Below are 24,564 nucleotides of genomic sequence, written 5' to 3' on the forward strand. Positions count from 1 at the left end.
TAACTTGTAAAATTATCCTTTTTCATCCGAAAAAAAAGAAAAAACGAAATCAAAGCGTAAATTTGAGCATAAATATTCCTCCCCCAAATGGCCAAAGCTAAAACGTCTTTTTTCTGTCAATCGTGTGGTCACTCCGCGCCGAAGTGGTTAGGTAAGTGTCCCTCTTGTGGAGAATGGAATACGTTTGTGGAAGAATTAGTGGAAGCAACGAATCATCCGGCAGAAGTTTGGAAGACCAAAGGAAGTCCGAAATCAGCCGCGAAGCCTAAGTTATTGAACGAAGTCAGCTTCGAAAACTTACCTAAATTGACTTGCTCTGACCCCGAATTCAATCGGGTTTTAGGGGGCGGCATCGTTCCTGGCTCCTTAGTGTTAATCGGTGGAGAACCGGGCATCGGTAAATCAACCCTTTTATTGCAAGTAGCCCTTTCCTTAACCCAAACGCGTGTTTTATACGTCACAGGGGAAGAATCGGAACAACAAATTAAACTAAGAGCGGATCGCTTAGCGGCGAAATCTGAGTCATTATACATACTTACAGAGACCAATACACAATCGATCTTTAGGCACCTAGTTGACCTTGAGCCTGAATTAATCATTGTTGATTCGATACAAACTTTGTTTTCAGACCAAATAGAGTCAGGTCCTGGCTCTGTTTCTCAAATACGAGAATGTGCTTTGGAATTAATGCGTTTTGCGAAAGAAAGTGGGACGCCCATTTTCTTAGTAGGCCATATTACCAAAGAAGGTTCCATCGCCGGCCCTAAAGCCCTAGAACATCTAGTAGATACCGTCTTACAATTCGAAGGAGATCGCCATATGATCTACCGCATCTTACGCACGACGAAAAATCGTTTTGGTTCTACTTCCGAATTAGGTATCTACGAAATGCTCGGAAGCGGATTACGACCTGTCACTAACCCATCTGAAATCCTCTTGTCTCAGCGCGACGAACCTTCGTCAGGAATCGCCATTGGTACCCTAATGGAGGGAAATCGTCCACTTTTAGTGGAAATTCAATCTTTAGTAAGTTCCTCCTCTTATGGTAATGCCCAAAGAACAGCCAACGGTTATGATGGCAAGCGTTTAAGCATGTTGATCGCCGTTTTAGAGAAAAGAGGCGGCTATAAATTAGCGACCCAAGATGTTTTCTTGAATATCACGGGCGGTATTCGGGTAGATGACCCAGCGTTGGATCTAGCCACTTGCCTGTCCTTAGTTTCTTCTTATGAAGACAAAATCATCGACTCTTCCATCTGTTTTGCGGCAGAGGTGGGATTAGGAGGAGAATTACGTTCCGTTACTCGAATAGATCAGCGAATCGCTGAGGCAGAGAAATTAGGCTTTAAGGAAATCTGGATTAGCAAGTACAACTTAAAAGGCTTGAATTATAAGCCGAATAAAATCAAGGTACAATCAGCTGCCACTTTATTAGATGTTATCCTGCACATTTGGCGTCAAAAATAGTCGCTGGATATTCCACTTCTAAGAGATGTAATCCGTGAGCTGGAACGGCACGACCGGCTTTGCAGCGGTCTTTAGAATCTAAAATTTCTTGCAATTGCGTTTTATTCAAGCGCCCCTGCCCTACCTCAAGCAGCGTACCTACCACCGCTCTTACCATTCCACGCAAGAATCGATTGCCTTGAATCGTAAATACCAGTTCTTCTCCTCTCCAAGCCCAAGAAGCCTGCATAATAGTACATTCAAAGGTTGCTACTTCTGTTTTAACTTTGGAAAAACATTGGTAATCTGTGTGCTGAAAAAACAGAGAAGCTGCCTCATTCATCGCGTCTACATCTAATTCAACGCCGAAACGATAGGCATATTTCGCATTAAAAGGACTCTTCGCGGGACTAATACGGTATTCATAGGTCCTCGAAAGGGCTGCAAAACGCGCATGAAAATCATCCGCTACCTGGTAAATTCCCTGAACCGCTAAAGAGTCAGGCAACATTCGGTTTAACCGAAATACCCAGTTTTCTTTCACTGTTTTCCCAGAAGGCAAATCGAAGTGAGCAAACTGCTGATGAGCATGCACGCCCGTATCTGTACGAGAACTTCCTACAATTTCAAGCGGTGAACCGAGTAATAAACTTAATTTGTCTTGCAAAACCGACTGAACCGTCGTTGCGTTAGGCTGAATTTGGTAGCCATGAAAAGAGCCGCCATCGTACGAAAAAGCGAGTAGATAGCGGCTCATTTACTTATTTCATTAGAGCAGTTTCTAGTGCTGTATCAAAGGATTGATACGCTGCAGCGACTGTTGATAATTTTGCACCATCAGCTACCATATCTGTTCCTTGAACAGTTCCTAAAGCTGAGAATTGAACTCCTTGAGCTTGTAAAGCCGCTTCAAAAGCCGCTTTCTTAGAAGCATCCACTGAAACCACCACACGTGATTGCGCTTCTCCAAACCAGAATGCATCTTGGCGAATCGCCGCATCTGAAGTCACATTAAATCCTAAACCACGAGGGAAAGAAGATTCCGCTAATGTCACTAACAAGCCACCATCAGACACATCGTGAGCTGATTCAATTAATTTATTGGTGATTAAAGCTGAAATCGCCTTTTGTACCTTTTGTTCAGTTGCTAAATCAAAATGCGGTGCTGGAGTTGCTTTGATACCCTTGTAAGAATACACATATTCAGATGACGCTATATCATTCACAGATTCACCTACTAAATAGATCGCATCACCTTCTTTTTTGAAGTCTAACGTCATCTTATTCGCTGGATCCTCTAATATACCCAACATACCAATGGTAGGCGTAGGGAATACAGGACCTTCGTCAGAAGATTGATTGTAGAAGGAAACGTTACCACCTGTAACCGGTGTTTCGAACGCCTCACACGATTTTTTCATCCCTTTGATCGCACCCACAAATTGCCAGTATACTTCTGGAACGTATGGATTACCAAAGTTCAAGCAGTTCGTAATCGCCACCGGCACACCACCTGAACAGACGATGTTACGAGCCGCTTCCGCTACTGCCATCGCACATCCCTCTTCTGGATCGGCGTTCACATAACGTGAATTACAATCTACCGTAATTACAATCGATTTTTGAGAACCATGTACTTTCACCACCGCTGCGTCCGAAGGTGCATTGGTATTACGATTCGCACGGCCAATCGATGAATCGTATTGTTGAGCCACCCACTTCTTAGAAGCGATATTCGGGTGATTCATCATGTAGTTCAATGCTTTAGGCAATTCTTCCTTAGGTAAATCAACTACAGAATCTATCTTAAATTTCTTGAATTCTTGGAAGTATGCAGGCTCTTTGTACTCACGGTGGTAAACTGGAGCACCTCCACCTAATACTAAATCATCTGCAGGAACATCCGCCACCAAAACGCCATCTTGATAGAATTCAAGACGTTTTGTATCCGTCACGGTACCAATTTGCTCACAATTTAGATCCCACTTGTCAAAAATACGTTTCGCTTCGTGCTCACGACCCTTTTCTACTACGATTAACATACGCTCCTGAGACTCGGATAACAAGATCTCGAATGGCTGCATGTTAGGTTGACGTGTAGGAACTTTGGAAAGGTCAATAATCATTCCATGTTCTCCTTTCGCAGACATTTCAGAAGTCGAGCAAATAATACCCGCCGCACCCATATCTTGAATACCAATCACGCAACCTGCTTCGATGATTTCCAAAGAAGCTTCTAACAATAATTTCTCCTGGAATGGATCCCCTACTTGAACCGCAGGTAATTTCTCCGACGACTTCGCCGTAATATCTTCGGAGGCAAAACTAGCCCCACCGATTCCATCTTTACCTGTCGCAGAACCCACGATAAACACTGGGTTACCCACACCATAGGAAATAGCAGACGCCTGCGTACCTACTTTTAATATACCCGCTGAAAACGCATTTACGAGCGGATTCACATTATAACAATCATCAAATTGAACCTCACCACCCACGGTAGGAATTCCAAAGGCATTACCGTAATCACCAATCCCCTTCACCACACCTTTCACTAACCACTTCGTTTTCGCTAAATCTATATTACCAAAACGTAAAGAATTCAATTGCGCAATCGGACGCGCACCCATCGTGAAAATATCACGGTTGATACCACCCACCCCTGTCGCCGCCCCTTGGTAAGGCTCTAATGCAGACGGGTGATTGTGTGATTCAATCTTAAAAGCGCAACCTAAACCATCTCCTAAATCAACCAAACCGGCATTTTCCTCTCCCGCTTTCGCTAGCATACGTGGTGAGTCTTTAGGCAAAGTCTTCAACCAAACGATTGAATTCTTATAGCTACAGTGCTCAGACCACATGACAGAGAAAATCGATAATTCGGTAAAATTAGGCTTGCGACCTAAAATCTCCTGAATGCGATCATACTCTTCGGGCAATAATCCTAATTTTTTGGCTGTTTCGACGGTGGGAAGGGTTCCGATTGATTCCACTTAATTGAGTTTAAAATTGAAATGCAAAGATAGGAAATCTTGCTAAATGGTAAGTGGTAAATGGTAAATGATAAATGATTTTTATTGAAAATCGACGCATTCTCCATTCAACATCCACCATTTACCATCCCATCTCCCATTTACCACTCACCATTTACCATCCCATTCACCATTTACCACTAACCATTTACCACTTAAAGAAAGTCTGCGACTTTCTTTAAATCCCCCAATACTCCCGATCCTCCGGAACATCGACATCACGGAATTTATCGGAGAAGTGAATGATTTCGCAGAGCATGGGATTTTGGCGCCAAAATTTTCCTAATCCTTGATCACCACTCCAACGGTTAAATAAAGGGCGTAACGCGGATGGAATGAGTACAGGTGGCGAATTAACTCCTTGAAAAGAAGCAACGATGGCTCTTTCAGGATTAGCTAAAGAGGTGAGATTTTTTAAATGAGTCGAAGTTAAGAAAGGTAAATCACACAGTAGGACTAAAACATCTTTAGAGATATCAATTGTCCGTAAACCCACGGCCAGCGATTCCCCCATTCCTTTGTCCCAGTGTTCCACTTGCACAAAAGTCAAGGCAGGAAACTCTATTTGCATCTGCTCGATAATGGCAATCGACTGATCCACCTCCGCCCCTAAACAAACTTGAACATCCTGACAAACACTAAATGCCAGGCGAATCGAACGCTCTAACAGGCTTTGCCCTTGGTACACTAATAATTGTTTGGCTTCTCCTAAACGAGACGAAGCGCCTGCCGCTAAAATTAATCCAGTCATCTGCTCTTTTGAATTTCACTAATTTAAATAAAAATAATTAAAGCATAGGTGCTAATTTTAGGGAATGCTTCAAGAAAACGAAATCCAATTTATTCATAAAAACCTCCACAGGGATCCCGTTACGGTTGCCCTAGAAGCATCAAAATACCCAGGTCTAGACGTTCCTACTTTAGTGGGCCAAATAAAAGCCAGGCAAAAACTTAAAGACAAAATGCCTCATTGGGTGGCGAATGAAAGGGTATTTTTCCCTCCTTTTTTGGCACTAGAACAATCCTCTTCTGAAGAAACTGCTCACTTTAAAGCCTCCCTCTTACACGGAAAAGTCGCGGATCTAACTGGAGGAATGGGCTTAGATAGTTATGCATTCGCGCAAGCAGGCTGCGATGTGGAATATATCGAGAGACAGGAAGAACTTGCTAAAATCACCGCTTATAACCATTCAGTTCTAAAAGCAGGAAAAATCCAGCATCACACAGGTGACAGCTTAAACCGGCTTTCAGAGAGTGCGGAATTATTCGACTTCCTTTATGTAGATCCCGCCAGAAGAGATGGCGCTGGAAACAAAGTCGTTCTATTAAAAGATTGCGAACCTAATGCTTTGGAATTAATTCCCTTCATCAACGAAAAAACCAGTTTGTTGATAAAAACGAGTCCCCTATTGGATTTAAATCGGGCTACGAAGGAATTACAAGGGGTAGAAAAAATCTATATTGTCTGCGTTAAAAATGAGGTAAAAGAGTTGCTCTTTTTAAAGACATCGCAATCTTCGGAAGATCCTACCATCGAAGTAATCGAATTATCTCAAGCTGATTCACTACTATTTAAAGGTAAAAAATCCATTGAATCTGCAAGCATATGCGACTTCTGCCCTGTATCAAACTACCTATATGAACCTCACGCGGGTGTGCTGAAAGCTGGATTCTTCAAATCAGTAGGAAAAGGGTTACAAAAAATAGCCCCTAATACCCATTTGTATACTTCAATGGAGCTGCATACTAATTTTGCGGGGAGAACGTTTAGGGTGTTAGCGGAGGGACCTTTGGAAAAAAAATGGATTAAAATGGTATTGCCTGCGGGAAAAGCGAATATTTCCACTCGGAATTTCCCCATCAAGGCCGATGAAATACGGAAGAAATTCCAATTGAAAGATGGAGGAGAATTGACTCTTTTCGCTTTCAGAGATCAAGCAAACAAAAACAAGGTTGTCCTAGCTAAAAAAATCTCCTAACTTTAATAAAAATTTCACCTTATGAAGAAGATCGCTATCCTACTTTTCCTATCAGCTTTTGCATTCAATGCGTCAGCTCAAGTTTTTTCAGGAATGTCCGAAATCGATAAGTCTAAGAAAGAGGGAGTGTACACCTTCCTTTCTACACAAGAAAAATTTGCTAGAGCTAGCTGGAAGGCCTATTTAAGTAAATTCGGCAAAGTGATAGAAGGTAAAAATGGCTCCTTTTCAAGTTCCGATATCATGATCACGAGTATTTCAGACAAGCCATTAATCGTTGTTTCTAAAGTATCAGAAGAGAATAAGAAAGTGAAATTATTCGTCTCCATTGCCACAGGAACGGACGAATACATCCAAACTGGACACGCAAAATTGAGTGAGACAAGTACTTGGATAGAGGACTTTATCAAAATCGTGGAATTAGAAGAAGCGGTAAGAGTTGAGGAAAATAAATTAGCGGAATTAATCTCTGCGCAGGCTAAAAATAGCAAACAGGCGGAACGTTTAATCCGTGAATTGGACTCTAATGCGCGCCAAATCAACAACTTAGAAGAGCGATTAAAAGAAGCTAAAATCGAAAAAGAAAAGATATTAACCAATCAAGTGCAAAATAAAGTGGATCAAAAAACGAAGGAAGAGGAAATTGCAGCACAAAAAACGGCGGTAGAAACGGCAAAACAAAAAATCAAATGAAGAAACTGATCATCGCCCTTTTCACGATATCACTATTTTGCAACTTTGGAAGAGTGGAATATTCTGCACTTAATCCGAAGGCAAAAACGATTCAAACTGACTCAACAGCCAAGATGGCAGCTGAGAATCCCTCAAAAGTTGTTCCGAGCGAATTACCAGCAGAGCAAGATTCGCTGGAAGCTTCAGAGGAAAGTACAGGTTGGGCTAACTATGTGGCTTTAGGTATAAAAACCTTTTTTGCGACTTTGTTAAAAATCTTGGTAGCCTAATATGCTATCCTACTCCATTTCCACTCCTGTTCAAGCTCCGCTCAGCCATGTAAAAGAACTTTTTACCGCTGAACTCCTAGTTAAATTATCCCCTCCCTTCCCTACAGTCGCTTTGCAGCGCTTTGACGGTTGCAAAAAAGGTGATAATGTCATTCTTGTTATTAACCTAGTTTTCATGAAAGTCACTTGGAGTTCCCTCATCACAGAGGACCAAGAAACGGACAATGAATGGTATTTTATTGACCAAGGAGTCAAAATGCCTTTTGGGTTACAGTACTGGCAACACAAGCATCGAGTAAAGAAAACCTCTGAAGGTGCCTGCGAGATTATCGATGAAATTTCATTCGATACACGTAATGCATTTTTGAATTACCTTCTTTTCCCCTTTCTTTGGGGAATGATTTTCTACAGAAAACCATTTTATAAAAAGTATTTATCCCTCGTCAACGCACTATGAAATTAACTTTAACGAATAAAATTATTATTGGCTTTATCTTAGGCTTAGTGCTGGGAGAGTTCTTTTTCCTTTATTTTGCGCCAGAAGTTAGCCACGATTTAGGGGCTAAAGTTCAAATTGTTTCCAAGATCTTCCTTCGCCTCATTAAGATGATCGTAGGTCCATTAGTCTTCTGTACTTTGGTCGTAGGAATCGCGAAATTAGGCGATTTCAAGGCGGTAGGCCGTATTGGAATTAAAACTATTGGGTATTTCTACTTTGCCACGATTCTTTCCTTAGTAACGGGATTGGTAGTCGTAAACATAACTCAACCAGGTAGCTTGCAAAGCTGGCCTAAACCGGCCGCTGGAACAGAAACGGGTATCGATTCGTCTAAAGCCAAAACAATGGAAGACTTCATCTTACATATCTTCCCAGACAGCTTTTTTAAGGCTTTGGCAGAAAATGAAATCCTTCAAATTGTCATCTTCTCCCTATTCTTTGGTGTCGCACTAGGCTCTATTGGTGAAGTAGGAAAACGATTAATTCACGTCATCGAAAATTTAGCCGAGGTCATCTTTAAAATGGTTAATTATGTGATGGAAGTAGCTCCATATGCCGTATTCGCAGCCATGACAACGGTGGTAGCGAACAAAGGATTAAGCATTTTAATCAGCTATGGCTATTTGATGCTTTGCTTTATGGGTGGTCTTTTATTCTTCACTGTCGTGATTTTATGGATCATTTGTTTAGTCAATGGCATTCCATATTGGAAATTACTAAAGGAATTAAAGGAGGCTTTATTAATCTCCTTTTCAACGGCAAGCTCGGAGGCGTCCTTTCCTCAAACAATCGCTGCCTTGGAGAAATTCGGTTGTAGTAGACGTATTGTGGGTTTTGTTTTACCTTTAGGATACAGTTTTAACCTAGATGGTTCGATGTTGTATATGACCTTTGCAACCGGATTCATTGCCCAGGCTTATGGCGTTCATTTAAGTTTAGAGCAACAAATCACGATGTTATTAACCTTAATGATAACGTCCAAAGGTATCGCCGGCGTACCTCGCGCCTCACTCGTGATTATCGCAGGAACCCTTACGATGTTTAATCTTCCAGCAGAAGGTATTGCACTGTTATTAGGAGTTGACCCGTTCTTAGATATGGGCAGAACGGTTACTTCAGTAGCTGGAAATGGCGTTGCTACGTGTGTGGTTTCGAAATGGGAAGGAGAATTTAATCCGCCTTTAGCTGATTAAAGGTCATTTGAACGGCTTTGCGTGCCGGAATAATAGAGGCTAAAAAGGTGATAACCATCACCACTAAAGCAGTCATTAAAAAGTCAAACCATTCCATCTGAATGGGATAGGCATCAATTAAAGCGTTCGGGATTCCTAAAGGGATAATTCCGAACGTTTGTTGTATCCAGCCCAGGGCAAAACCCAAACCCATTCCTACAACCGCCCCGGAGAAACTTATAAATAGTCCAACGGAAAGAAAAATTTGCATCATTTGCTTGGGTGTCATTCCCATAGCTAATAAAGTACGAAGGTCTTTTCGCTTTTCAATTACTAATAAGGAAAGGGCATAAAAAAGCGTAAAAGAGGCAATTCCCATGATGAAGACCATCAAAATAAAAACAAATAACTTCTCAATCTTAATGGCTCTTAAAAGAATGGCGTGCTGTTGATCGCGTGTTTGCACTTGGAATGGTACACCTACTATTTTTTGGATCGCTGATTGTACCTCCGTTTCTTGAACCCCCTCAGCTAACATGATTTCGAAACGAGAAACCGTAGCTGAATCCGCTACAGTCAGTTCACGCATCCAGTTCAACGGAACTAAAATCATCTGATTATCAAAAGTCTGCTCTACTTGTAAAACACCTGAAGGGAAAAAACCTTTCTGGTTAGCCGCATCCACATTCACTTGGAATTTAGCCAAAGCTTTTTGATTCGGATACCAGGCCTCAATTGGGTGATAAATATCTTCAAAATTCATTCCCATTGCCATAAATACACCTGCACCCACCATCCCGAAAGGATGTCCATCGTATTCCAACAGGTAATCACCTTCCACCACCTGGTTTTTCAAGCGTTGAGAGGCAATAAAAGAGGAGTCTACCCCTTTTAAGGTGACCACTAATTGCTTGCCGTTATAGCGAATGAGCGCTTGATCTTCTAGGAGGGGTTGAACAGAGCGTACACCTGAAATCGAAGCGATCTGTTGTAGTTGTGAAGGACTTAATGTGAAGCGCGTTTCTGAGACTGAAACAATACTTAAATCAGGATCAAAGGTTTTAAATAGGCCTTTTTGGAAATCTTCTAAGCCATTGAATACAGATAAGATAAGCACCAAAGCCATCACCTCAACGCCTACCCCAATCATCGAGATTCGGGAGATTAAGGTGATAAAACTCGCCTTAAATGGAGAAAAAAAATACCTTTTCGCAACAAATAAGGAAACTCCCATCTGAATCAGAATTAATCAATTTCGTCTGCCACCCGATTAGGAACATCTCCCTCCTCTGCAGGTGGAATGACTAATCCTTCGAATAAGGCTTCAATTTTAGCCGCATAAGCAGCGGTGTCGTCTAAGAAAAAGACAAGGTTGGGAATAATGCGCACCTGCTTGCGAATGCGATTCGATAAGGCATTTCGAATAGCCTTATTTTGAAGTTCAATTTGGTCCATCACTGCCTCGCGATCATCGATAAGCAAAAAGCTTAAATAACAACGGGCTACGGAAAGATCAGGACTAATTTTCACTTCCGTTACGGTCACCATGCCGTTTCCAAAAAGCATTTTAAATTCTTTTTGAAATATATCACTTAAATCTTTCTGTATTTGACGGCCAAATTTTTGCTGACGCTTCGTTTCCATGCTTGCTCTCTATTTTTCTAGGTCTTTTTATCTCAAAAAACACCTGCAAATTTCATAATAATAATTGGAATCACCGTAATTTAGGGCTTCGTTTAGCTAAATATGTTACAATTTATTAAATCCAATAGTCTTCTATCTCTCCTACTCTTTGTGGTTTTAGGTGGGCTTTTTGCTTTTCTGCATACTCAGCAGGGATTTAGCTATTTCCCTTGGGAGATTAAAAACTATTTAATTGGCCAAAAACTAAATCAAGGATTCCGCCTTTACAAAGACATTCGTGACAATACGGGACCTTTTGCAACTGGATTTTATCAATTACTTGATTTTTTATCCATTCCGCTTTCGTATAATCCGTATGTGGCCTTCCTATTCATCTCCACACAGGCCTACCTCTTTCACACTACAATCGCAGAATTTGATTTAATGCCTAAATTAGGAGGGCTTGCCTTCGGTGTATACCTCTTGTTATTCCATTTAAGCGCGGAATTCCATGTACCTGATCCTGCCTTAATGGGCCTAACCTTTATCCTATTAGCATGGAAAGAAATTATTCAACAGCAGAAAACGCTATTAGTGAATGATCGGGTATTTTTAGTGGGGATCTATTTAGCTACCGCCACCCTCTTTTTCCCTGCTTACTTCTGGTTATTCCCTTGGGCAATCCTCAGTTTATTATTTTATTCAGGTGTTTCGATTAGACAAATCATTTTAGTGTTAATCGGCTATCTATTTATACTCACTATCGCCAGTTTAGTTTTTTCCTTTCGGGGAAACCTCCCTTATCTGTGGCAAGTATATCGTAATTCGGCCTTTACCTTTCATTTGATCTCTTGGCAGGAAAGCAAATTAGTACTCTTCAGTTTTGCTCCCGCCATCGTGATGGGTATAGCGGGTTTGTACCAGGTCGTAGGGAATCCTAAAATTAGAGCACATGCACAGAAGGCACAACAGACTACGATTATCTGGTTCTTCTTTAGCTTTATATCGATGGCGAATTTCCCCTCTTACCATCGGATTAATTTTGTATTATTATTACCTCCTTTGGCTTATTTCGGACTTAATTTATTTTACCTTATCAAGAAAAATTGGCAAAAGGAACTCACCTTCGTTCTGCTACTCTCCGCGGTATTTTTCACCGCAAAACAAGATCAGTCCAGCTTAGCAATAGCCGCTAAAACACCCGACAAGATTCCGGTAAATGGTCAAAAGTTACTCATATTAGGGCCAGAAATCCAGGAATACCTGCACAATCAAATGGCTGGACCTTTTGTTAATTGGGATTTAGCAAAACCCCTCTTAAGCCAGCTAGATTCGTATAAGAACGTCATTATTGTACAGGACTATTTTGTGAAAGATCAACCTACCTACATTTATGATTCGGAAGGGTATTTTGCCAAAATAGGGCAACACCTTCCCCACATCACGCAACAATATGTGTTAGTAAGTCCTAAATTGTACAAAAAGAAATAAGCTTAGCAGCAAGAAATTTTGTTCACTCGACCTTGGTGACGACCTCCTTCGAAAGGAGTATCTAAAAACACCTGTAAACAAGCTTTCGCTTCCTCTAAAGAGATAAAACGTACCGGAAGACATAATACATTCGCATCATTGTGCTGACGAACTAAAGCAGCTACTTCAGTATTCCAAGCTAAGCCAGCGCGAATACCTTGGTGTTTATTAGCGGTAATCGCCACACCATTAGCGCTACCACATAATAATAAACCAAAATTCACCTCCCCTTTCTCTACCGCATCAGCTACTGGATGTGCAAAATCGGGATAGTCCACAGAATCAGCAGAATAGGTACCGCAATCTTTTACCGAGATGCCTTTGGCCTCTAAAAAAGCGATTAAATCATTCTTGTAATCAAAACCGGCGTGATCACCGCCTACTGCGAAACTGAAAGGAGCATTCATGAAATTGTGATTTATTTTTTGCAAAGGTAAAAGGAATAGTCCTACATTTAGGAAACAATTTTTAAAAATATGACGAAGAATAACTGGAAAGAGGAAGAAGAGAAAATTAAACAAGCTTTTGGCGACAAAACCTGGGCTCAGATTAAATCAGAGGAGTCTTGGCGTATTTTCAAAATTATGAGTGAATTCGTAGAGGGAATCGATAAATTATCTAAAATCGGCCCTTGTGTTTCCATCTTCGGATCTGCTCGAACCAGCCCAGATAGTCCTTACTATAAAATAGCGGAAGAAATAGCTGCCAAATTAGTACGCCACGGATATGGTGTCATCACCGGTGGAGGGCCTGGAATCATGGAGGCTGGTAACAAAGGAGCAGCCAGTGAACGAGGCCGCAGCGTGGGCTTGAACATTGAATTACCCTTTGAGCAAACTCCAAATCCTTACATCGATTCAGATAAAAATATGAATTTCGACTTCTTCTTTGTGCGCAAAGTGATGTTCGTGAAATATTCACAAGGGTTTATCATTATGCCGGGTGGTTTCGGAACGTTGGATGAGATGTTTGAATCTTTGACCCTGATCCAAACTCACAAAATAGGTCGATTCCCGGTAGTTTTAGTGGGAAAAGACTATTGGAATGGCTTAATCGACTGGATGAAAAAGACGATGGTCGCTGCAGGAAATATCCACGAAGAAGATTTGGAACTATTTGCTTTAGTAGACACTCCCACGGAGGCCGTGCGCGTAATCGACGACTTCTATGCGAAGTATTTACTGAAACCGAATTTCTAGTTTTTAGCGAAAAAGTGTTTGATATCTGCCAAAGGCAAAGCGTTCAAAGTCAATTCTTTTAACAAACCTCCTTTACGCCCCACTCTGACACCCCATTCCATATCCCGTAAACCGGCAATGGCATGAGCATCCGGGTTGATGGACACAAACACCCCTTTATCCATCGCTTCATAGAGGTGACGCCAGTCTAGGTCTAATCGATACGGACTGGCATTTAATTCAATACTAACTCCATTCGCTTTACAAGCATCTAAAATCTTGGACATCTGTAAAGGAAATCCTGGTCTAGCTAACAACAAACGACCTGTTGGATGGCCAAGAATAGACGTATATGGATTTTCAATTGCCTTCAGCACACGTGGCATTGCTTTCTCTAAATCCATGGTTAAACCAGCATGCACGGAGGCCACCACGTAGTCGAAAGAGGCTAAAATGGAAGGATCATAATCCAAGCTACCATCGGGCAAGATGTCCGATTCAATTCCTTTTAAGATCTGAAAATCGGACCACTGCGTATTCAAATGATCTATTTCTTCGTGCTGACGTTGCACATCCTCCTCTTTCAAACCTCCCGCATAGGCTGCATATTTCGAGTGATCTGCAATCCCGAAATAACTTAGTCCTAAGTCGCGGCAAGCTTCTGCCATTTCAGTTAAGGTATTTTTTCCATCGGAATAGGTCGAGTGGTTATGCAAGCAGCCGCGCAAATCACGGTATTCCACTAGAGACTTATCCCCTTTTTTAGTGAACCAATCAAATTCCTGTAAACCTTCGCGCATCTCAGGTACGATAAAAGGCAAGTGTTGGGAGGTGTAGATTTCTGATTCTTCTTTCAACTCTTTTCCCTCAAAACGCTCGTAAAAGTGAACTTGAGCTAAGTGATCTGGCGAAGCTGATAGGGCAAATAATTTTGTCACCCATTCTCCAGTAGAAGCAAAGTGAATTTCGATGGGAATCAAATGACCCTTTGCGAAACCTCTCCAAGTAAAAGGAGATGATTCCTTCAGATCCTCTTCTAACCTATCCACTGATTGCAGCAGCCCAGAAGCTCCAAATAAATCATCCGTTTCCACTAAAAATACCAACGAGTTAATCACTTCACAATTTCGGCGCAATTCCCCTGCAATGGATACTTGAGAGAAAAAAGCCTTGAGTTCTTGTGCGATTTCATCCGCTAAATCTTGCGCTTTATTGATACGCAATTTGCTAGAATTTGATTTAATGAAATGGATATTCAGCGTGACACTTTCCACCACTGCGCCACCAAATCCTTTTAGCATAGCTAATCGCCCATCTTCGCAAGCGGCTAACAAATCATCAATTTCAGTTATTTGTAATTCCTGCCAAATGGTTCGCACCTTTTTAGGACCTAAGCCCTTTATCTTCAATAAGGTCAGTAAACCAGGAGGAGTCTGTTCAATGATCTGTTCTAAATCAGGACACGTTCCTGTCGCTGCGACATCTTGTACAATTTGCACCACTACTTTACCTACCCCCGGAATAGCTAGTAATTCGGATTCTGGTAAAGAAGAAATTAGACCAGGGAATTTATCCAGGCCACGCGCTGCGAAAGCTAGATTCTTACTTTTGAACTCGTTTACACCATGTAAATCCCAAAGCTTAACAAGTAGCTCGAGCGCGTCGACGATTTGATCATTATCCATAGACAAATATAAACTAAAATAAAGTGGCACCCTCCTTTGCAAGCAACCATTCCTTCCGCCATAATCCTCCACTATAGCCTACGAGTTTACCGGTAGATCCTATGACACGGTGGCAAGGATGGAAGAGTAAAATCGGGTTTTGGCCATTCGCATTCCCTACCGCCTGAGCGCCTTTAGGCATTTCTAATCGCTTGGCAATTTCAGCATAAGTAGCCGTAGTACCGGTAGGGATTTCTCGTAATGCCGCCCAGACTTTTTGTTGAAAAAGTGTTCCTACCGAAGGGTCTATCTGGTATTCCTGTAGGATACCCGTTTTAAAATAAGTTTCCAAAATTTCTTTAATCAGCTGAATTTCAACAGAATGAAAATTCTTTTCTGATTCTTCTACCTCCACAAAAGAACAAGATCGCAAACCGGCATCCGCTAATTCCACACGTAAAATTCCGATCGGACTTGAGAAATAAAATTCTGAATTTGGCATAAGGACTCAATTTCAGACAAAAAATGGTAAATTTCCAACATTTAAGAGGCTAATATTGGAAATATTGAAAATTATCACTGCTTTGGAAAATCAAAACAAAAATAAAATTCTAAATTATATTCATATCAAGCATTTTAATATACCCTATCATGAATTTCTCCTTTAAAAACTACGACCCGGAAGGGTTTTTTGATGAAATGTTCGAAGCGGACGGGAGTGTCCGTTTAGGATACGAACACTTTAAAGAACGCGTAGAGCAATTATCCCAAGAAGAATTTTTAAGCCGTCAACAATCCGCAGAAAGAGCCTTAATGGCCATGGGAATCACTTTTAATGTCTATGCAGAAAACGAAGGAACCGAGCGCATTATGCCAGTGGACATCATTCCACGTATCGTAGAGGCAAAGGAATGGGAAAAAATAGAGAAGGGATTAATTCAGCGCATCACCGCACTAAATTTATTCTTAAATGATATTTATTCAGACCAAAAAATCATCAAAGACGGAATCATTCCTGCCGAAGTCATCCACTCATCGAAAGACTTTTTAAAGCCTTGTATCGGTATAAAACCTGCCAAAAACATCTACATCCACATCACCGGAACAGATTTGATTCGAGGTAGCGATGGAGAGTACATGATTTTGGAAGATAACCTACGATGCCCATCCGGCGTATCGTACATGATGGAAAACCGGGAACTATTAAAGCAAACCTTCCCGGAAGTCGTCGCAAAGACACAAATCAGGCCCATTTCTGACTACCCAAATAAGTTATTAGAAATGCTGCGCTTCATCAGTGATCGCCCAGATCCTACCGTCGTAGTTTTAACACCAGGAATCTATAATTCTGCCTATTTCGAACATTCCTACCTTGCCCAACAAATGGGGGTGGAATTAGTAGACGCCCGTGATTTAGTGGTTCACGAGGGCTATGTCAAAATGCGAACCACCAAAGGCTTTCAAATCGTAGATGTCATCTATCGCCGAATTGATGACACTTTTTTAGATCCTACCGTCTTTAATCCAGACTCCATGATCGGAATTCCAGGCATTTTTGATGTGTATAAAAATGGAAAAGTAGCCATAGCGAATGCCCCAGGAACGGGTGTAGCGGACGATAAAGTGATTTATGCCTACGTACCTCGCATTATTAAATACTATTTAAACGAGGAACCGATCATTCAAAACGTCAAAACCTACATTTGCTCGGAAGAAGAGGATCGCAACTATGTACTGGCTAACATCGAAAAGTTAGTGGTCAAAGAGGCAAATGAAGCAGGTGGTTATGGCATGTTAATTGGGCCAAAATCCACCAAGGAAGAACAAGAAAAGTTCAAAGCCCTCATCCTGAGCAACCCTAGAAATTATATCGCCCAACCGACTATTTCCTTATCTCGTGTTCCTTGCCTAATCGAGGATCACGCGGAAGGTCGCCACGTGGATCTCAGGCCCTATATTTTGTATGGAGATGGGGTAAATGTGATGCCAGGCGGGTTAACTCGAGTGGCCTTACGGAAAGGTTCATTGGTGGTTAATTCTTCGCAGGGGGGTGGGTCGAAGGATACGTGGGTTATGTATTAGGTCTTCGGGTTCTGAATCGTCGACAGGTCAAATGATTCAGAACCCGAAAACCTACTACATATCTGGAAAAATTAAGAATCAAATAATTTTGCCACTGAATAATTAATACATATCAGGAGGAATGGAGAGTATTTGAGAGTAGACACGGAATACTGACCACAAAAAACTAGCTATTAATTACTACTTGAATAAACTCATAATGCCGGCTGTGTCATAGGCTAACCACTCCTCCACAATTTTCCCATTTTTTAGCTGGTCCACCGCACTTATAACCACTTTTATAGATTTGTCACCCTTCGTTAATACAGCATATTGGTAGGATATCACGTAATTGTTTGCTTCATTCATATTTTTGTTCTTGTGCACGTATTCCCAAATAGGAGCTACTTTTTCAAATTTTACAGAAATTCCATTCGCTTTTAAAACCTTGAGAAAAGCCACATTCTGAGTTAAATTCTTTTCCTCGAGATTATCGTGAAATTTCACCTCAGGTGCATAAAAAGATTTGTAAGTAACGGTATCCAACGCTTCTAAGGCTTTAATAGAATTTAAAACCCATTTTGTGTTTGGCGATTTCTCCAAGTTATACCCTGAATTAAAACCGGTTTCGGCATTACCCTCATTTGAAACGGATTGACCAGATGCAAATGCTGAAATGGTCAAAAATACAAAGACTAATTTTTTCATTTGAATAAAGATTTTATGTTTAACAATGACGCAATTTGGAAAGAGGAAAGAAAAGGAAGGTTCGAAAATGATTCATTTATGTTCCACTTTGCGAGGATGGAACAAAATGAATTACTAATTTTTTATTTATCTTGGAAATGATTAGACAAAAACGCTTTCATTATGGGTATTATTTTTCCCTTATTTGGCATATTTACCTCTTTTTTGCTAATCTATTACTTAAGTTCATTAAATAGATCTAATGCTTTTTTAGCTCTATTTTTCTTGTGCTGTAATTTGGTGGTTCTTGTATATTATGGGTTACATTATACCCAAAATCTATTTTGGGAAGGTATTTGTTTTGTCCATTTCTTACCTCTCTCCTATTTATTAGGTCCATTTTTATTTTTTTACGTAAAAACGCTTGTAACAGATCAGCGGAAACTAGAAAAATTTGATTTTATTCACCTAATTCCTGCTGCATTTATTGCTATTAATTGCCTGCCTTTTACCACTTTACCTTTTGAGCAAAAAGCTAAAATCGCCCACGAAATCATTAATATAACGGAGAGATATACCCTTGATTTCCAATTTGTTTCCTTTGAATTTATTCTGGTATCTAGATCATTACATTTACTTGCCTATTGCCTTTTCTCCCTAATCTATTTTACAGTTCATTCCCAACGAACAAAGACTAAATTTGGTCAGTTGTCAACAAATCACGGGATTTTAAAAAGATGGATCTATTTACTATGTGCTATTCAATTCGTCATATCAAGCAATAGTGTCTTGCATATGTTAACAGTAGTGGGTATTTATTTTGATTTTCAAAGCGATGCCTACACACAAATTTTCACTTCGAAACAACACTATTTTGCTGTGGCCGGAGGAGGCTTTTTTCTTCAAAATTTATTCTTGTTTTTATTTCCAAAAATTCTCTACGGCAACATATCATTTATTCCAGACAAAGTCAGAGGTAACTTAATACGTGACCTTAAATATAGTCTTCCGAAAAAAAGAAATTTTGTAGAAACCAATCTTGAATTCAAGGAGGAAATAGCCATCTATTTGCTTTCGCTCCCTTTTACAAAAAAGGAATTTTCTATAGCACAAATGTCCTTTGATTTAAAAATTCCTGAAAGAACACTATCGCTTTATTTTAACACGTCACTTGGTTTATCATTTAGTGAATGGAGAAAAAAAATACGCATTGACTATGCGATTGTCATGATCGATTCAGGAGATTCTAAAAAAATCACCATTGAAGCTATTTCTTCTAATGCCGGTTTTGCCTCTAGGTCAAAATTCATTGATGCCTTTAAGGAACAGATGGGTATAACTCCATCTGCCTACATTAAATCGTTGGAAAAATAGTACGGACTTTAGCGGTTTAGTAGCTCCCAGGTATTGGCTACTCTTGATTACGTAGTATATCTTCTAAAGTCTCTCTTCTCCGAATCACCCGCGCCTTGCCCCCATCCACTAACACCTCGGCAGGTAAAAAACGCGAGTTATAATGCGAGGCCATCGTGAATCCATAAGCACCAGCATTCGCTAAGGCAATGATATCGCCTTCCTTTACTTTATTTAATAAACGTTCGTTTTGTTTGCCGTTAAAGTCAAATGAAAACGTATCCGTTTCACAGATATATCCTGTCACTCTATAGTCTTCTTGCTTCGAGGAATCTTGATTCGAAGCATTGAAAATATAATGATAAGAACCGTACATCATGGGACGAATCAAATGATTCAAACCTGAGTTAATTCCTACAAAGGTTTTTACTGGATCGCGTTTAACGACATTGGTTTCGGCTAAAAAAGTACCTGATTCGCTTACTAAAAACTTGCCTGGCTCCACCCAAAGACGTAATTCGCGACCGTATTTTTGACAGAAGGCGCGAAAGGCGTTGCTCATGATTTGGCCTACTTCCTGCATATTCACACCTGGATCTTCTGGAGAATAAGGTACCTTGAATCCTCCTCCCAAATCTATAATTTGTAAATCCTTAAAATCATACGCAAAATCAAAAAGGGCTGAAGCAGCTTGTTCGAACGTCTTTCCGTCCTTAATATCAGAACCGGTGTGCTGGTGCAGACCGATGACATTGATATTATATTGTTCAACTATTGATAATATTTCAGCTTTTTGATGGATCGAAATTCCAAATTTTGATTCTGGATGTGCCGTCATAATCTTCTCATTTCCCCCACCAAAAACGTGCGGCTTGATGCGAATCAAACATGGTTGTGAGGAACCGTAGGTTTGGCCAAACTTTTCTAGAACGGATAAATTATCGAGGTTGACGATGGCACCTTTGGAAACCGCATATTCAATCTCCGAAAAATGAACTCCAGATGGTGTAAACGTAATATTTGAACCCTCATATCCCGCAATCAAACCGATCTCTAATTCTTGTGGCGACACCACATCCATATCGACCCCATTCTCGCGCATCAGGCGCAAGATGGACAAATTCGTATTTGCCTTCGCGGCATATTTAATGGTCAAATCAATTCCCTCAAAAGCGGCTCTTAAAACCGAGATTTTTTCCCTAATTTTGTCGGCATCGTAGACATAAAGTGGAGTACCAAATTCTTTGGCCAAATCTGTTAAAGGAATGTTCTGAATTGAATAATATGCCATAGCGAAATTTGTAAGCCACAAAGATACTAATCTAACGAATATGAAAAGAATATTAATCGCCTTATTCCTTACTGTACCGCTTTTAGCGAGTGCTCAAATCAAGAGTGGACCGATGCTAGGCTATTCTGAAATGAAGGAAGTTTTAGTCTGGGTTCAGACCGAAAAACCAGCGGATGTTAGCATTCAATACTGGGAGAAGGGTGATAAAACAATTCATAAGACGGATCCCGTACATACCGAGAAAACAACTGCTTTCATTGCACGAATCATCGCTGATGAGGTAACAATGGGTAAAAAATACGCATACGAGGTACTGGTGAATGGCAAAAAAATGGCTTTTGATTATCCATTAGAGTTCCAAACTCAGGAACTTTGGCAATACCGTAAAGATCCACCTGCCTTCTCTTTCCTTTTTGGAACGTGTAACTATGTAAACGAGGAAGCAACCGATCGCCCAGGTAGACCTTACGGTGGCGCAGATGAAGTTTATGCAGCCATGTATGCCAAGAAACCTGATTTCATGCTCTGGGGTGGAGATAACTTTTACTACCGTGAACCAGATTATACGAGAACCGGGATGATTCACCGAAATAACCACGCGCGTGCCGTTAAATCCATGCAACCCTTATTAGGAAGTGTACATCAATACGCGATTTGGGATGACCACGATTACGGTCCAAATGATGCAGATCGCTCATTCCCTTTGAAATACACTTCATTAGAGATGTTCAAAATGTATTGGGGTAATCCGAATTTTGCCTTTCCAAACGAAGGTATTACCGGTAAATTCCAATGGGCAGATGTAGAATTCTTCTTACTGGATGACCGTTGGAATAAGGCACCTAATGAATTAAATGACCCGAACAAAGACTACTGGGGTGCGAAGCAAATGACTTGGTTATTAGACCAGTTGTCCACTTCTAGAGCTAGTTTTAAAATAATCGTCAACGGAGGTCAGGTCGTTAGCCCTGCCAAAGTATTCGAAAACATGGCGAATTATGAGGCGGAGAGAACCTATTTATTGAAAGAATTAAAGAACCGTAAGATTCCAGGTGTTCTCTTTTTCACTGGAGATCGACACATCTCTGATTTAAACAAATTAGAGCGTGAAGGAACTTATCCTTTGTATGATTTGACAGTTTCACCCATGACCGCTGGAAAGGCCGATGCGGTAAAGCAAGATTATAACGAGACCTTGGTTCCTGGGACTTTGGTACAGGAAAGAGCCTTCTCTAAAATTGAAGTGACGGGTCACTTAAAAGATCGTACCTTGACCATTACCCTTTTTAATGTAAAAGGAGACGTGTTATGGACGAAAGAACTTAAATCCAATTTATTAAAATAAGCCATGGAAGTAGTATTAAACCGTATAGATCAAGATTTTCATTTCGAGGCCAAAGGCTCCTCTCCCATTCCCGTGCACATCGATGCGGCGGAAGGCATTGGTGGTCACAATGCTGGTGCACGTCCCATGGAGCTACTTTTAATGGGCTTAGGTGGTTGCACGGCCATTGATGTTATCCTTATTTTAAAGAAGCAACGTCAAGTCGTAGAGGACTTCCAAATCCGTGTTTCAGGCGATCGTGAAAAGATCGAGGGAACGGAGAAAACTCCCTTCCGTCAAATCAATATTCAATTTGAATTAAAAGGCGAAATTGACGGATCTAAAGCCCTAAAAGCGATTCAGATGTCCATGGATAAATACTGTTCTGCCACCGCTCAATTAGAGCCTAGTGCCACTATCACCCATTCCCTACTATTAAACGGAGAAAAATTCAACGCATAAGATGCAAGCATACCTAGATTTATTAACCCACATTAAGGAAAACGGCACCTTCAAATCCGATCGTACAGGTACAGGGACCACGAGTGTTTTTGGCTATCAAATGCGCTTTAACCTAGCAGAAGGCTTCCCCTTAGTTACCACTAAGAAAACACACTTAAAATCGATCATTCACGAACTATTGTGGTTCTTAAAGGGCGAAACGAATATTGGCTATTTAACGGATAACAGCGTACGTATCTGGGATGAATGGGCGGATTCAAACGGAGACCTAGGTCCTGTATACGGAAAGCAATGGAGAAGCTGGGAAGGCGCTAATGGCGTAGTCATCGACCAAATCAAAGAGGCCGTTCACACCCTCAAAACAAACCCAGATTCCCGACGTATCATTGTGAGCGCTTGGAACGTAGCAGACCTGCCTAAAATGGCTTTAATGCCTTGCCATGCTTTCTTTCAGTTCTATGTGGCAAACGGAAAACTTTCTTGCCAATTATACCAACGCTCCGCAGATGTATTCTTAGGTGTACCTTTCAACATCGCTTCTTATGCCTTGTTGACGATGATGATCGCCCAAGTCTGTGATCTAGGTCTAGGTGATTTTGTTTGGACGGGTGGTGACACCCACTTATATAGTAATCACATGGAACAAGTGGAACTGCAATTATCTCGTACTCCGAAAGCATTACCTACGATGAAGATTAATCCAGAGGTGAAAGATATTTTGGATTTCAAATACGAAGACTTTACGCTGGAAGGATATGATCCATATCCGGGGATTAAGGCGCCTGTAGCGGTTTAACAAAGAGCAAAGTTCAAAGATCAAAGTTCAGATTTTGTATCGCCGGAGGCGATAAGTATTTAATGAAAAAAAGCGGCTAGTGCCGCTTTTTTAAATTTATAGTTTCATTTGAACTTTGATCTTTGAACTTTGCTCTTTGAAAATTACTCTCGCTGCTGCACATCCGCCAAAATCCGGCAATCCTTATACTCCTCATCAATAAAGATAAACACATCATCTTTCGCCTTCATAAACCACTTCTCGATCGCATTGTTCTTTTTACGAGATAACGTGATTTGAGCTAGTTTTTGATAATCATCCTTGAGGTTAGCAAAATGAGGTGGGTGTTTCGCTTTGAAAAACAAAATACGAACAGCCGAACGACCATCATCAGTACGGAAAGGAATAGGCGCAGAAATCGTTCCCACTTTCATCGAATCTAGGGCAAAAAACAAAGCCGGATCCATCGTTCCATCGTAAGCTAAGCGATTACCTCCGTTCGCAGCATCCATGATGACACCACCCGCATCTTGGGTCGCTTTGTCTTCTGAGAATTCTTTTGCTGCCTTTTCAAACGTCGTTGAATCACGTTGAACTAGCACTCGAATACTATCTAAAAACTTGGTAGGTTCTGTTAAATCTAGTTTTTGGTAATCAGGACGTAACAAGATGTGACGTGCGTGGTATTCTTGACCTCTGATTTCCAATAATTGAATTAAGTGAAATCCGAATTCTGACTCTACCACCTCCGACATTTGATTCGGCTTTAAGCGCAAGGCGGCCGCTTCGAAAGGGGCAACCATGGCACCCCGTTTTGCAAAACCTAAGTCTCCACCCCGTTTTCCTGAACCTAAATCTTCGGAATGTACTTTGGCCAAATCTTCAAAACTCTCGCCCTTCTCTACCCGACGACGAAAATCCAATAACTTCGCATACAATTCTTCCTTCTGATTCTTGTTCGGCTTTGCGACGCGAATGATGTGGCTAATTTCGACTTCTGCTGGCAAATAAGGCAATGAATCCCGGGGTATTTCATTGAAAAAGGCCGCCACCTCTTTCGGTGTAATTTTCACCTCGTCCGTAATTTTATCCTGCATTTTACGACCCGTCAATTGTTCTTTTAAAGAAGCGCGCAAATCCTCTTTTAAGGTTGGAATGGACTTTCCATATGCTTCAACAATATTTTTAGCTGAACCATATTGGCCTTCCATTTGCTCCATACGACTCGTTAGTTCAGCCTCAATCCGCTTATCATCTACGATAACAGAGTCAATTTCGGCTTTTGCTAACATCAATTTGTTCACGACTAATCCTTCTAAAATTTGGCAGCGATCAGGGGTATTTGCTTGTCCACTTGTCAAATATTGCTGGTATTGATTCTCCACTTCAGATTTCAAAATGAAGTAATTATCTACCTTCACAATGATGCGATCTAGCACATTCTTGTTCGCTTCCTCTTGCGCAAACGCAGATAAACTCCCTAACACTAAACACCAACCTAAAACCCAACGAGTCAATTTCATATT

General features: G+C 40.9%; 24 protein-coding genes. 13 read left to right on the top strand and 11 right to left on the bottom strand.

The features are described 5' to 3' along the window. Positions 1-87: 87 nt before the first annotated feature. Positions 88-1,467, top strand: a complete 1,380-nt coding sequence (gene radA, locus EWU21_RS10435; protein ID WP_130896902.1) for a DNA repair protein RadA — start codon at positions 88-90, stop codon at positions 1,465-1,467. On the opposite strand, the gene truA is transcribed toward radA, so the two are convergent. The 3 genes from truA to EWU21_RS10450 all read right to left on the bottom strand — a co-directional run bounded on the left by truA (position 1,439) and on the right by EWU21_RS10450 (position 5,229). Further along, positions 1,439-2,203 carry a tRNA pseudouridine(38-40) synthase TruA gene (gene truA / locus EWU21_RS10440; RefSeq protein ID WP_130896903.1) on the bottom strand — a complete coding sequence of 255 codons (765 nt, stop codon included), beginning with the start codon at positions 2,201-2,203 and terminating at the stop codon, positions 1,439-1,441. The two genes, radA and truA, sit on opposite strands and share 29 nt — an antisense overlap. A gap of 4 nt (positions 2,204-2,207) precedes the next feature. Continuing rightward, positions 2,208-4,439 carry a phosphoribosylformylglycinamidine synthase subunit PurL gene (gene purL / locus EWU21_RS10445; RefSeq protein WP_130896904.1) on the bottom strand — a complete coding sequence of 744 codons (2,232 nt, stop codon included), beginning with the start codon at positions 4,437-4,439 and terminating at the stop codon, positions 2,208-2,210. Between the two features lie 217 nt (positions 4,440-4,656). Next, positions 4,657-5,229, bottom strand: a complete 573-nt coding sequence (locus EWU21_RS10450) for a nucleotidyltransferase family protein (RefSeq protein ID WP_130896905.1) — start codon at positions 5,227-5,229, stop codon at positions 4,657-4,659. Positions 5,230-5,293: 64 nt separating this feature from the next. Here EWU21_RS10450 and EWU21_RS10455 point away from each other — a divergent pair, with 64 nt between their 5' ends. Genes EWU21_RS10455 through EWU21_RS10475 form a run of 5 tightly spaced genes read left to right on the top strand, consistent with a single transcriptional unit; the run spans position 5,294 to position 9,111 of the window. Next, positions 5,294-6,457: a class I SAM-dependent methyltransferase gene (locus EWU21_RS10455; RefSeq protein ID WP_130896906.1), complete on the top strand. Its 1,164-nt coding sequence runs from the start codon at positions 5,294-5,296 to the stop codon at positions 6,455-6,457. Between the two features lie 21 nt (positions 6,458-6,478). Further along, complete coding sequence (locus tag EWU21_RS10460; protein ID WP_130896907.1) at positions 6,479-7,150, top strand: hypothetical protein; 672 nt, start codon at positions 6,479-6,481, stop codon at positions 7,148-7,150. Then, entirely contained in the window at positions 7,147-7,419 is a 273-nt protein-coding gene (locus EWU21_RS10465; protein ID WP_130896908.1) for a hypothetical protein, read from the top strand. The genes EWU21_RS10460 and EWU21_RS10465 overlap by 4 nt, the downstream gene beginning before the upstream one ends. A 1-nt stretch (position 7,420) precedes the next feature. Then, entirely contained in the window at positions 7,421-7,876 is a 456-nt protein-coding gene (locus EWU21_RS10470) for an SRPBCC family protein (protein ID WP_130896909.1), read from the top strand. Beyond that, positions 7,873-9,111, top strand: a complete 1,239-nt coding sequence (locus EWU21_RS10475) for a dicarboxylate/amino acid:cation symporter (protein ID WP_130896910.1) — start codon at positions 7,873-7,875, stop codon at positions 9,109-9,111. The genes EWU21_RS10470 and EWU21_RS10475 overlap by 4 nt, the downstream gene beginning before the upstream one ends. On the opposite strand, the gene EWU21_RS10480 is transcribed toward EWU21_RS10475, so the two are convergent. After that, entirely contained in the window at positions 9,089-10,324 is a 1,236-nt protein-coding gene (locus EWU21_RS10480) for an ABC transporter permease (protein ID WP_130896911.1), read from the bottom strand. The two genes, EWU21_RS10475 and EWU21_RS10480, sit on opposite strands and share 23 nt — an antisense overlap. A gap of 11 nt (positions 10,325-10,335) precedes the next feature. After that, on the bottom strand, positions 10,336-10,734 hold the full coding sequence (rbfA, locus tag EWU21_RS10485) for a 30S ribosome-binding factor RbfA (protein WP_130896912.1): 399 nt from the start codon (positions 10,732-10,734) through the stop codon (positions 10,336-10,338). Between the two features lie 102 nt (positions 10,735-10,836). Between rbfA and EWU21_RS10490 the strand changes: the two genes are divergently transcribed. After that, a complete protein-coding gene (locus EWU21_RS10490; protein ID WP_130896913.1) occupies positions 10,837-12,204 on the top strand; it encodes a DUF6427 family protein in 1,368 nt (455 codons plus the stop codon). A 2-nt stretch (positions 12,205-12,206) separates the two neighbouring features. Here the strand turns inward: EWU21_RS10490 and rpiB are convergent, their stop codons facing one another. Next, positions 12,207-12,650: a ribose 5-phosphate isomerase B gene (gene rpiB, locus EWU21_RS10495; RefSeq protein WP_130896914.1), complete on the bottom strand. Its 444-nt coding sequence runs from the start codon at positions 12,648-12,650 to the stop codon at positions 12,207-12,209. A 69-nt stretch (positions 12,651-12,719) separates the two neighbouring features. Between rpiB and EWU21_RS10500 the strand changes: the two genes are divergently transcribed. Further along, complete coding sequence (locus EWU21_RS10500) at positions 12,720-13,442, top strand: LOG family protein (RefSeq protein ID WP_130896915.1); 723 nt, start codon at positions 12,720-12,722, stop codon at positions 13,440-13,442. Here the strand turns inward: EWU21_RS10500 and EWU21_RS10505 are convergent. Both EWU21_RS10505 and EWU21_RS10510 read right to left on the bottom strand, forming a co-directional pair. Continuing rightward, positions 13,439-15,106: a PHP domain-containing protein gene (locus tag EWU21_RS10505; protein ID WP_130896916.1), complete on the bottom strand. Its 1,668-nt coding sequence runs from the start codon at positions 15,104-15,106 to the stop codon at positions 13,439-13,441. The two genes, EWU21_RS10500 and EWU21_RS10505, sit on opposite strands and share 4 nt — an antisense overlap. Before the next feature lie 13 nt (positions 15,107-15,119). Then, complete coding sequence (locus EWU21_RS10510; RefSeq protein WP_130896917.1) at positions 15,120-15,587, bottom strand: methylated-DNA--[protein]-cysteine S-methyltransferase; 468 nt, start codon at positions 15,585-15,587, stop codon at positions 15,120-15,122. Between the two features lie 149 nt (positions 15,588-15,736). Here EWU21_RS10510 and EWU21_RS10515 point away from each other — a divergent pair, with 149 nt between their 5' ends. After that, the gene (locus tag EWU21_RS10515) at positions 15,737-17,167 is read left to right on the top strand and encodes a circularly permuted type 2 ATP-grasp protein (RefSeq protein WP_130896918.1); all 1,431 of its coding nucleotides are present in this window, start codon (positions 15,737-15,739) and stop codon (positions 17,165-17,167) included. Positions 17,168-17,347: 180 nt separating this feature from the next. On the opposite strand, the gene EWU21_RS10520 is transcribed toward EWU21_RS10515, so the two are convergent. After that, the gene (locus EWU21_RS10520) at positions 17,348-17,854 is read right to left on the bottom strand and encodes a nuclear transport factor 2 family protein (RefSeq protein WP_130896919.1); all 507 of its coding nucleotides are present in this window, start codon (positions 17,852-17,854) and stop codon (positions 17,348-17,350) included. Between the two features lie 162 nt (positions 17,855-18,016). On the opposite strand from EWU21_RS10520, the gene EWU21_RS10525 reads away from it, so the two are divergent. Next, complete coding sequence (locus EWU21_RS10525) at positions 18,017-19,207, top strand: helix-turn-helix domain-containing protein (protein WP_130896920.1); 1,191 nt, start codon at positions 18,017-18,019, stop codon at positions 19,205-19,207. A gap of 37 nt (positions 19,208-19,244) precedes the next feature. Here the strand turns inward: EWU21_RS10525 and lysA are convergent, their stop codons facing one another. Then, positions 19,245-20,477 (bottom strand): diaminopimelate decarboxylase, encoded by a 1,233-nt coding sequence (gene lysA / locus EWU21_RS10530; RefSeq protein WP_130896921.1) that lies wholly within the window; start codon positions 20,475-20,477, stop codon positions 19,245-19,247. Between the two features lie 40 nt (positions 20,478-20,517). Here lysA and EWU21_RS10535 point away from each other — a divergent pair, with 40 nt between their 5' ends. Genes EWU21_RS10535 through EWU21_RS10545 form a run of 3 tightly spaced genes read left to right on the top strand, consistent with a single transcriptional unit; the run spans position 20,518 to position 23,059 of the window. Then, positions 20,518-21,822, top strand: coding sequence for an alkaline phosphatase D family protein (locus EWU21_RS10535; protein ID WP_130896922.1), 1,305 nt, complete (start codon positions 20,518-20,520; stop codon positions 21,820-21,822). A gap of 3 nt (positions 21,823-21,825) precedes the next feature. Further along, positions 21,826-22,263, top strand: coding sequence for an OsmC family protein (locus tag EWU21_RS10540; protein WP_130896923.1), 438 nt, complete (start codon positions 21,826-21,828; stop codon positions 22,261-22,263). Position 22,264: 1 nt separating this feature from the next. Then, on the top strand, positions 22,265-23,059 hold the full coding sequence (locus EWU21_RS10545; RefSeq protein WP_130896924.1) for a thymidylate synthase: 795 nt from the start codon (positions 22,265-22,267) through the stop codon (positions 23,057-23,059). A gap of 143 nt (positions 23,060-23,202) precedes the next feature. On the opposite strand, the gene EWU21_RS10550 is transcribed toward EWU21_RS10545, so the two are convergent. Beyond that, positions 23,203-24,561, bottom strand: coding sequence for a peptidylprolyl isomerase (locus tag EWU21_RS10550; RefSeq protein WP_130896925.1), 1,359 nt, complete (start codon positions 24,559-24,561; stop codon positions 23,203-23,205). Between the last annotated feature and the right edge of the window lie 3 nt (positions 24,562-24,564).

The organism is Aquirufa antheringensis, assembly GCF_004307425.1.
GTDB classification, from domain to species: domain Bacteria; phylum Bacteroidota; class Bacteroidia; order Cytophagales; family Spirosomataceae; genus Aquirufa; species Aquirufa antheringensis.

What these genes read in the sequence shown, in the direction of transcription:
- EWU21_RS10500 (WP_130896915.1), top strand. Translation starts at nt 12,720, where the DNA reads ATGACGAAGAATAACTGGAAAGAGGAAGAAGAGAAAATTAAACAAGCT.
- EWU21_RS10470 (WP_130896909.1), top strand. Translation starts at nt 7,421, where the DNA reads ATGCTATCCTACTCCATTTCCACTCCTGTTCAAGCTCCGCTCAGCCAT.
- EWU21_RS10540 (WP_130896923.1), top strand. Translation starts at nt 21,826, where the DNA reads ATGGAAGTAGTATTAAACCGTATAGATCAAGATTTTCATTTCGAGGCC.
- lysA (WP_130896921.1), bottom strand. Translation starts at nt 20,477, where the DNA reads ATGGCATATTATTCAATTCAGAACATTCCTTTAACAGATTTGGCCAAA.
- EWU21_RS10525 (WP_130896920.1), top strand. Translation starts at nt 18,017, where the DNA reads ATGGGTATTATTTTTCCCTTATTTGGCATATTTACCTCTTTTTTGCTA.
- EWU21_RS10490 (WP_130896913.1), top strand. Translation starts at nt 10,837, where the DNA reads ATGTTACAATTTATTAAATCCAATAGTCTTCTATCTCTCCTACTCTTT.
- EWU21_RS10475 (WP_130896910.1), top strand. Translation starts at nt 7,873, where the DNA reads ATGAAATTAACTTTAACGAATAAAATTATTATTGGCTTTATCTTAGGC.
- EWU21_RS10520 (WP_130896919.1), bottom strand. Translation starts at nt 17,854, where the DNA reads ATGAAAAAATTAGTCTTTGTATTTTTGACCATTTCAGCATTTGCATCT.
- radA (WP_130896902.1), top strand. Translation starts at nt 88, where the DNA reads ATGGCCAAAGCTAAAACGTCTTTTTTCTGTCAATCGTGTGGTCACTCC.
- EWU21_RS10465 (WP_130896908.1), top strand. Translation starts at nt 7,147, where the DNA reads ATGAAGAAACTGATCATCGCCCTTTTCACGATATCACTATTTTGCAAC.
- rbfA (WP_130896912.1), bottom strand. Translation starts at nt 10,734, where the DNA reads ATGGAAACGAAGCGTCAGCAAAAATTTGGCCGTCAAATACAGAAAGAT.
- EWU21_RS10480 (WP_130896911.1), bottom strand. Translation starts at nt 10,324, where the DNA reads ATGGGAGTTTCCTTATTTGTTGCGAAAAGGTATTTTTTTTCTCCATTT.
- EWU21_RS10460 (WP_130896907.1), top strand. Translation starts at nt 6,479, where the DNA reads ATGAAGAAGATCGCTATCCTACTTTTCCTATCAGCTTTTGCATTCAAT.
- truA (WP_130896903.1), bottom strand. Translation starts at nt 2,203, where the DNA reads ATGAGCCGCTATCTACTCGCTTTTTCGTACGATGGCGGCTCTTTTCAT.
- EWU21_RS10550 (WP_130896925.1), bottom strand. Translation starts at nt 24,561, where the DNA reads ATGAAATTGACTCGTTGGGTTTTAGGTTGGTGTTTAGTGTTAGGGAGT.
- EWU21_RS10545 (WP_130896924.1), top strand. Translation starts at nt 22,265, where the DNA reads ATGCAAGCATACCTAGATTTATTAACCCACATTAAGGAAAACGGCACC.
- EWU21_RS10505 (WP_130896916.1), bottom strand. Translation starts at nt 15,106, where the DNA reads ATGGATAATGATCAAATCGTCGACGCGCTCGAGCTACTTGTTAAGCTT.
- EWU21_RS10450 (WP_130896905.1), bottom strand. Translation starts at nt 5,229, where the DNA reads ATGACTGGATTAATTTTAGCGGCAGGCGCTTCGTCTCGTTTAGGAGAA.
- EWU21_RS10510 (WP_130896917.1), bottom strand. Translation starts at nt 15,587, where the DNA reads ATGCCAAATTCAGAATTTTATTTCTCAAGTCCGATCGGAATTTTACGT.
- EWU21_RS10535 (WP_130896922.1), top strand. Translation starts at nt 20,518, where the DNA reads ATGAAAAGAATATTAATCGCCTTATTCCTTACTGTACCGCTTTTAGCG.
- EWU21_RS10455 (WP_130896906.1), top strand. Translation starts at nt 5,294, where the DNA reads ATGCTTCAAGAAAACGAAATCCAATTTATTCATAAAAACCTCCACAGG.
- rpiB (WP_130896914.1), bottom strand. Translation starts at nt 12,650, where the DNA reads ATGAATGCTCCTTTCAGTTTCGCAGTAGGCGGTGATCACGCCGGTTTT.
- EWU21_RS10515 (WP_130896918.1), top strand. Translation starts at nt 15,737, where the DNA reads ATGAATTTCTCCTTTAAAAACTACGACCCGGAAGGGTTTTTTGATGAA.